General features: G+C 59.7%; 6 protein-coding genes. 4 read left to right on the top strand and 2 right to left on the bottom strand.

Going from position 1 to position 7,458, the window contains the following annotated elements:
- From AC2FNN_RS20740 to AC2FNN_RS20725, 4 genes are all read left to right on the top strand, one after another.
- Positions 1-1,304: SLC13 family permease (locus AC2FNN_RS20740; protein WP_496760317.1), on the top strand; the 1,304-nt coding region annotated here is incomplete at its 5' end.
- Positions 1,305-1,320: 16 nt separating this feature from the next.
- Positions 1,321-2,055 carry a glutamine amidotransferase gene (locus AC2FNN_RS20735; RefSeq protein WP_496760316.1) on the top strand — a complete coding sequence of 245 codons (735 nt, stop codon included), beginning with the start codon at positions 1,321-1,323 and terminating at the stop codon, positions 2,053-2,055.
- A gap of 73 nt (positions 2,056-2,128) precedes the next feature.
- On the top strand, positions 2,129-2,986 hold the full coding sequence (locus AC2FNN_RS20730; RefSeq protein WP_496760315.1) for a bile acid:sodium symporter family protein: 858 nt from the start codon (positions 2,129-2,131) through the stop codon (positions 2,984-2,986).
- A 10-nt stretch (positions 2,987-2,996) separates the two neighbouring features.
- Positions 2,997-4,658, top strand: a complete 1,662-nt coding sequence (locus AC2FNN_RS20725) for an FAD-binding dehydrogenase (RefSeq protein WP_496760314.1) — start codon at positions 2,997-2,999, stop codon at positions 4,656-4,658.
- A gap of 13 nt (positions 4,659-4,671) precedes the next feature.
- On the opposite strand, the gene AC2FNN_RS20720 is transcribed toward AC2FNN_RS20725, so the two are convergent.
- Together AC2FNN_RS20720 and AC2FNN_RS20715 are read right to left on the bottom strand one after the other, a co-directional pair.
- On the bottom strand, positions 4,672-5,409 hold the full coding sequence (locus tag AC2FNN_RS20720) for a YbaY family lipoprotein (protein ID WP_496760313.1): 738 nt from the start codon (positions 5,407-5,409) through the stop codon (positions 4,672-4,674).
- Between the two features lie 95 nt (positions 5,410-5,504).
- Positions 5,505-7,283 (bottom strand): SLC13 family permease, encoded by a 1,779-nt coding sequence (locus AC2FNN_RS20715; protein ID WP_496760312.1) that lies wholly within the window; start codon positions 7,281-7,283, stop codon positions 5,505-5,507.
- Positions 7,284-7,458: the final 175 nt, after the last annotated feature.

Raw genomic sequence — 7,458 nt, 5'->3', positions numbered from 1 at the left:
ACATCATCATCGCGTCGATCCGGGCCGAAACACTGGGCGAGCCGTTTCACATGTTCGATTTCGCCCCGGTCGGTGGGCTGGCCGCAATCGCCGGCCTTGCTTTTGTCGCACTGGTAGGCTGGCGCCTGATCCCGAATCGCGGGCCGCAGGCTGAGACATCGGAAACACTGGCCGAATACATCGCCGAGCTGACCGTTCCCCCGGAATCCGCCCATATCGGCAAACGGGTCAGCGAGCTTTATGAGGTGGCCGAGAAATCGGACGTGGCCATCATCGGTTTGATCCGGGATGGCAAGCGTCGCTATGGCCGGTCGGCGCACGCCGTTTTGCAAGAAGGTGACGCGCTGGTTCTGGAAGCCCGACCCGAGGCGCTGGACGAGTTTCGCGCAGCGCTCAATCTCGACTTCTCGGACACGCGCCGGCAGGAGTTGCTGACGGCCGAGGGTGACGGGCTGGAAGTGATCGAAGTCGTTGTGCCGGAAAGCGCGCGGATCACAGGTCGCACGGCACAAGGGCTTGGGCTGGCCTGGCGGCAAAGTACCGTTCTGATGGGTATCTCACGCCAGGGGCGCAGTATCACCCAGCAGGTCCGCAAGACCGAGGTGGAACCGGGCGATATTCTGCTGCTGCTCTGCCCCCGCGACCGCGCTGCGGATGTTACAGAATGGCTGGGTTGCCTGCCCCTTGCCGGACGCGGGCTGAACGTTACTGCAAACGACAAGGCAGGGTTGGCCATCGGTCTGTTTGCCGCCGCTGTTTTGGCCGCAAGTATCGGGTTGATCTATCTTCCCATTGCTTTGGGGCTGGTCGTGATTGCTTATGTTCTGACCAAGATCATGCCGATCACCGACATTTACAATAACATCGAATGGCCGGTGGTCGTACTGCTGGGGTCTATGATCCCTCTGGGCAGTGCTTTGGAGACCTCGGGCGGCACCGAACTGATCGCAAACGCCCTGATCCAGCTGACCGATGGTCTGCCCGCCTGGGCCATTCTGACCGTATTGATGGTTGTCACGATGACTCTGTCGGACGTGTTGAACAACACCGCCACCGCCATTGTCGCCGCGCCGGTCGGGATACAAATGGCACGCTCGCTCGAGGTGTCACCCGACCCGTTCCTGATGACCGTGGCCGTTGCGGCCTCGGCTGCGTTCCTGACCCCCATCGGGCACAAGAACAATACGCTGGTTCTGGGGCCCGGCGGCTATCGATTCGGAGATTACTGGCGCATGGGATTGCCGCTGGAAGTGCTGATCATAGCCGTTTCTGTTCCCGCCATTCTTGTATTCTGGCCGCTATGACGGATAAAGGCTGCGCATGAAACCCTTTTTGATCCTGCAACTGCGCCCCGAAACAGATGCTTCCGATGCCGAATATGCCTCGATCCTGAACCGGAGCGGGTTGTCTCGCGAACAGACACGTCGCATCCGTTTGGATTGCGACGACCTGCCTGAAGGGTTGAATGTCACCGACTATGCCGGTGTCATCGTAGGCGGCGGACCGGGATGCGTCAGTGACGATCCGGGGACCAAATCCCCGTTGGATGCCCGGATCGAGGCTGCGATCATGGGGTTGATGCCGCAGATCATCGCACAGGATCACCCGTTCATGGGCTGCTGCTATGGCCTTGGCATTCTGGCGGCGTATCTGGGCGGCGACGTCAGCAAGGCCCGGTATGGCGAACCCGTCGGACCATCCATGTGCCATTTGACCCCGGAAGGGCGGCAGGACCCCTTGACCGCCGGGTTGGAACCCACCTTCGACGCTTTCGTTGGCCACAAGGAAGCGGTTCAGGCTCTGCCCAAGGGATGCGTGCATCTTGTCGCGTCAGACCCCTGCCCGTTCCAGATGATCCGTTGGGGGCAGAACGTATATGCCACGCAGTTCCACCCCGAAGCCGACGCCAGGGATTTTGAACAGCGCATCAATATCTACAAGAACCACGGCTATTTCCCGCCTGAAGACGCGCAAAAACTGATCGACCACTGCCATTCGGCCGATGTCACACAGCCGGGCGAGATCCTGCGCGGGTTCGTCCGGCGATACGAATGACCCAACGGCGCGGTTGCCTGCGCCTTGCCCCCTCGCATAGGCTGATCTGACGCAACTTTGGGAGGAGTTGTCCTTGGATTTGCTTTTGAATGTCGGCCTGCCGGTGTCGCTTGCCATTATCATGTTGTCTCTGGGCATCGGGCTGGAGGTGGCAGACTTCCGCCGTGTGCTGAGCCGACGACGCGCCTTTGCCATCGGGGCGGTAAGCCAGATTGTTCTCTTGCCGGTCGCGGCTTTTGTGACGGTCACAATCTTTGCTTTGCCCCCCGAGATCGCGGTTGGTTTCATGCTGCTCAGTTTTTGCCCGGGCGGCGTAACCAGCAACATCCTCTCCAAGCTCGCCAAAGCCGATGTCGCGCTTTCGGTCAGCCTGACCGCCGTGATCAGCCTTTTGTCGATGGTGACCGTGCCAATACTGGCCGCGTGGTCAATCCGGCACTTTATGGGCGACGAAGCCCCCGAGGTTTCGATCACCGGGCTGGCTGTTGCATTGTTTCTGATAACAACGCTTCCCGTGGCCATCGGGGTCGGAATTCGCAACTTTGCAACAGGGTTTGCAAACCGTGTGGAGCCGGGGTTGTCGACGCTCGCGACGGTTTTGTTCGTGCTGATCGTTGCCGCGGCACTGGCCGGGAACTGGCAATTGTTCGTCGACAATCTCGGTATCATGGGCGCAGGCTTGATTTCTTTGAACATCGCCCTGCTGTTCATCGGGCTGGGGCTTGCGCGGATATCAAACCTGTCCTGGAATGAATGCAAGACGATCTCGATCGAAACCGGAATTCAAAACTCCACGCTGGGCATTACACTGGCGGCGCTGATCACGAATACCGAAAGCGGGTTCAGCCCGCTGGCCCTGCCCTCGGCGGTTTATGGCATTACGATGTACGCCGTGGTTCTGCCGTTTCTTGTCTGGTTCCGCAGGCGCTGAAAGGACCGTTATGACAAACAACACTGCTGATGCGATCGTAATCGGTTCTGGTCTGGCCGGATTGGCCGCCGCCGCCGAACTGGGCGACCGAGGCAAAACGGTAATCATACTCGATCAGGAACCAGAAGGTTTTCTGGGCGGTCAGGCCTTCTGGAGCCTGGGTGGCCTGTTCATGGTCGACACGCCGGAACAACGCCGCATGGGTATCCGCGACAGCCACGATCTGGCGTTGCGCGACTGGATGGGAAGCGCACAGTTTGACCGCGAAGAAGACATCTGGCCCCGCAAATGGGCCGAGGCCTATATCGAGTTCGCCGCCGGTGAAATGCGCCCCTGGCTGCATGACATGGGCCTGCGCTGGTTTCCGGTCGTGGGCTGGGCTGAACGTGGCGGGTCTTATGCAAACGGGCATGGCAATTCCGTCCCGCGCTTTCACATCACCTGGGGCACCGGACCCGGCGTGCTGGAACACTTCATCCGCCGGGTCCGCGACCATGTCAGCACCGGCCTGATCCAACTGAAGTTCCGCCATCAGGTCAGCCATATCATCATGCAGAACGGCGAGGCCAAGGGCGTCTCGGGCGAGGTTCTGGCCGATGACGCGGCCCCGCGCGGCGGCAAGACCAACCGTGACGAGGTGGGCGAGTTCGAGGTCTATGCACCATCCGTCATCGTCACCTCGGGCGGGATCGGTGGCAATTTCGAAATGGTGCGCCAGAATTGGCCCCGCGACCGCCTGGGCGAACCACCCAAGGACATGGTGGCGGGTGTGCCCTTCCATGTGGATGGTCGGATGATCGCCATCAGCGAAAAGGCCGGTGGCCATGTCATCAACGGCGACCGTATGTGGCATTACACCGAAGGCGTGCGCAACTGGGATCCGATCTGGCCCGCCCATGGCATCCGCATCCTGCCTGGCCCCAGCTCGATGTGGTTCGACGCGCGCGGAAACCGGTTGCAGCCCCCCTGCCTGCCCGGGTTCGACACGCTGGGCACCCTGCGCGAAATCCTGAACACCGGCTATGAATACAGCTGGTTCGTCCTGACACAGAAGGTCATCAAGAAAGAATTCGCCCTGTCCGGATCGGAGCAGAACCCCGATTTCACATCAGGCAGCTGGAAGGAAGTGATCCGGCAGCGCATCCTGTCGGGGTCGAAAGCCACCGGCCCGGTCGAGGCGTTCAAGGAAAAGGGCGAGGATTTCGTCGTCGCCAACACGCTGACCGAACTGGTGAGCGGCATGAACCATCTGGGCGAAGGTCTGATCGACGAGGCGCATCTGCGCGCCCAGATCGAAGCGCGGGATTCACAGGTTGACAATCCGTTCTCAAAAGATGCGCAGATGATGGCGATCCTGGCGGCGCGTAACTATCGCGGCGACAAGCTGATCCGCACCGCCAAACCGCACAAGTTCCTGGACCCCAAGAACGGCCCGCTGATCGCGGTCAAGCTGCATGTGCTGACCCGTAAGACGCTGGGCGGTTTGCAGACCAATCTGGACAGTCAGATGATCGGCGCCGATGGTCAGGTTGTGCCGGGCCTGTTCGCAGCCGGTGAAGTCGCCGGTTTCGGTGGCGGTGGCTATCACGGCTACAACGCGTTGGAGGGAACTTTCCTGGGCGGTTGCATCTTTTCGGGTCGCAACGCCGGGCGATCGAGGGCCATCGCATGACAGCCCCGCATTTTTATTTGCGCATCATTTTGATCACCGGCTCACCCTGAGCATCCAGCAAGGCCAGCGCGTTGCCTTGCATCGCGAAGGTCGTGACAGTTTGCATCGCCTTCAGAAACTGCCGCTCGACCTCGTCCAGCGGGGGTGGGCACGCCATAAGCGTTGCAGCCATATTGTCCGGGAATTCGATCCGATTGGCGGAAATCTCGGCCTGACCACTGAACCGGTTGCAACCGCCGCTGCCTGAAAATGCCCCGCCCTGCCCGAAAATAAGTTCAGGTCGTTTCTCTGTTTCGACAGACGCACCATTGAGGCCCGAAGCGACCCATTCGGTGTTTTCCAGCATCACGGCACCTTGGTGTTGCACCTGTATCATCAGCAGGTCAGCAGAATTCTCGGCCCCATGTGTCAGAACCGGATAAACAGTATCGGTGATGAACAACAGCTTTTGCCCCTGCATGACCGAAGCACGCACGGCATATCTGTGCCCGTCCTGAATCAATGCATCATCGTAGGTCAGTTCGAACTGCGCCGGAACAGCGTTCAGAGCATATCTCTGCGCGGCAAGCGTTTCGGCCGGCGCATCCGCCAATGAGATATCCTGAAGCTCGACGAACAAGGTCGTGTCAGGCGAGAGCGCAATACGCTCTCGGTAGGTTGCAGTTCCTTCGACGGTTCCGGCAAGCGATGCGCCGCTCAAAATGGTGGCGAACGCAACAGCAGGAAACGTGGAGCGGCCGAGTGTCAGCATGGCAGTACCCCTTAAAGCAATACGTCTACAAATGATTGCTGTTCATCCGACATTTACAAGTACGCCGCGGACAAAGCGGCAAATCCGTGCCGATATTATATCGGCCAGATCAACGGGATCAGCAGGGACGCCAACAATCCGACCGTCAGGTTCAGCGGCACGCCCACTTTCATGAAGTCGGTGAACCTGTAGCCTCCGGGGCCATAGACCATCATGTTCGTCTGGTATCCGATCGGAGTAGCAAAAGATGCCGAGGCCGCCACCATGACCGCGACGACCAGCGGACGCGGGTCTATTCCGACCGCCTGTGCCAGACCGATGGCGATCGGGGTGACAACAACCGCCACGGCATTGTTGGAAACCAGTTCGGTCAGCACCGAGGTCAGCAGGTAAATCGCCCAGATAATCAGGAATGGCGGCAAGACGCTGAGCCCCGGCGCAACGGCCTCGACGATCAGAGAAACCGCGCCCGAGCTGTCCAGCGCAGCCCCTATGCCCAGCATCGCGAAGATCAACGCCAACAGGCGACCTTCCACAAATGAAAACGCCTCATCCGCATCGATACAGCGGGTCAGCAGAACCACGGCGCAGGCCACAATCGACAACAACAGGATAGGCGCAATGCCCAGCGCGGCGAGGGCAACAATCCCTACAAGAGCCCCAATCGCAATCGGTGCATGGCTGCGACGGAAGGCACGAGCCGACGGCTGGGTGACGTCCACCATGTCCATTTCCGCCGCCAGCCGCCGGATATCCGCCGGGGCACCTTCCAAAAGCAACGTATCCCCAACCCTGACCACCAAGTCATCCAGCTGACGGCCGATATTCTGGTTGCGGCGGTGCACCGCCAACACGTAAACGCCATAACGACGCCGAAGCCGCATCATCCCAAGAGTCCGCCCCACCAGACGGCATCCGGGCGTGATCAGCACCTCAACCGTCTTGGTTTCAACGGCGGATACCTGATCCACGCGTTTGAGTTCCTTGTTGCTTTGCAAACTCAATAACTCGGTCATCTCGGTCCGTAAAACCACACGGTCGCCGACCCTTAGCTCAACGCCTTTCAAATTGCGCCGCAGTGATTCATCCCCGCGAACCACGTCGATCAGACGCACGCCGGGGCGTTTGAACAACTGCACGCCGGTCACTTCGCGCCCGATCAGGTTGCTGTCCGGCGGAATGACGGCCTCGGTAAAGAACTTCATCTTGGACCGATCACTGAGCAGCGACGCCATGCTGTCCCGCTCGGGCAACAGTTTGGGCGCGATGAACCGCAAATAGATCATGCCGTAGATCACCAGCGCGATCCCCAGCGGCGTGACTTCGAAAATCGTAAAGGGTTTCATCCCCTGCGCGCGGGCCACACCATCCACCAGCAGGTTGGTGGATGTGCCGATCAATGTCAGCGTGCCGCCCAGAATGGCCGCATAACTCAGCGGAATCAGCAATTTGGACGCGGGAACATTTAGGGTGCGGGCGATTTGCACAAAGACCGGTATCATTACCACGACCACTGGCGTATTCGAAACCACCGCCGAGGCCAGCACGACAAACCCCATGAGCAATGCGATAGCAATACGCGGGTTCACCTGAGCTTGCTTTTGCGCGGTCGAGGTGAACGAGTCCAGGGCTCCGGTCCGCACCAAAGCCCCCATGATGATGAACATCGCGGCAATCGTCCAGGGTGCCGGGTTGGACAGAACTGCAAGCGCACTCTGATAGGGCAGAATGCCAGTTACAAGCATCAGTGAGACACCGCCAATGGCCACGACTTCGGTCGGATAAACCTCGCGCAGGAACATGATGAACATGCCCGCAACGATGACCAGCGCCAGAACTGCGCTTCCTGTGTCTGTCAGTGAAAGGAAATTCATTCGTGGTATTCTGTCCGAACCCGGGCCCAAGCGCCTGATGACATGCAGTGTCACGCATTGCGCCCGACAGAGCAAGCCTGACGATGACTATTCGGGCCCGGCTTGTTCCAGGCGCCCTCCGACGCGCACCATCCGCACGGATTTGGCTTGTCCGTCACGATCATCGGTTTCGACG

Source organism: Ruegeria sp. BHSA118 (assembly GCF_059613405.1).
The sequence above is the reverse complement of the archived record's forward strand: the minus strand, read 5'-3'. Positions and strand labels throughout refer to the sequence as shown.

Coding starts and splice junctions, on each gene's coding strand:
- AC2FNN_RS20735 (WP_496760316.1), top strand. CDS start 1,321: ATGAAACCCTTTTTGATCCTGCAACTGCGCCCCGAAACAGATGCTTCC.
- AC2FNN_RS20725 (WP_496760314.1), top strand. CDS start 2,997: ATGACAAACAACACTGCTGATGCGATCGTAATCGGTTCTGGTCTGGCC.
- AC2FNN_RS20720 (WP_496760313.1), bottom strand. CDS start 5,409: ATGCTGACACTCGGCCGCTCCACGTTTCCTGCTGTTGCGTTCGCCACC.
- AC2FNN_RS20715 (WP_496760312.1), bottom strand. CDS start 7,283: ATGAATTTCCTTTCACTGACAGACACAGGAAGCGCAGTTCTGGCGCTG.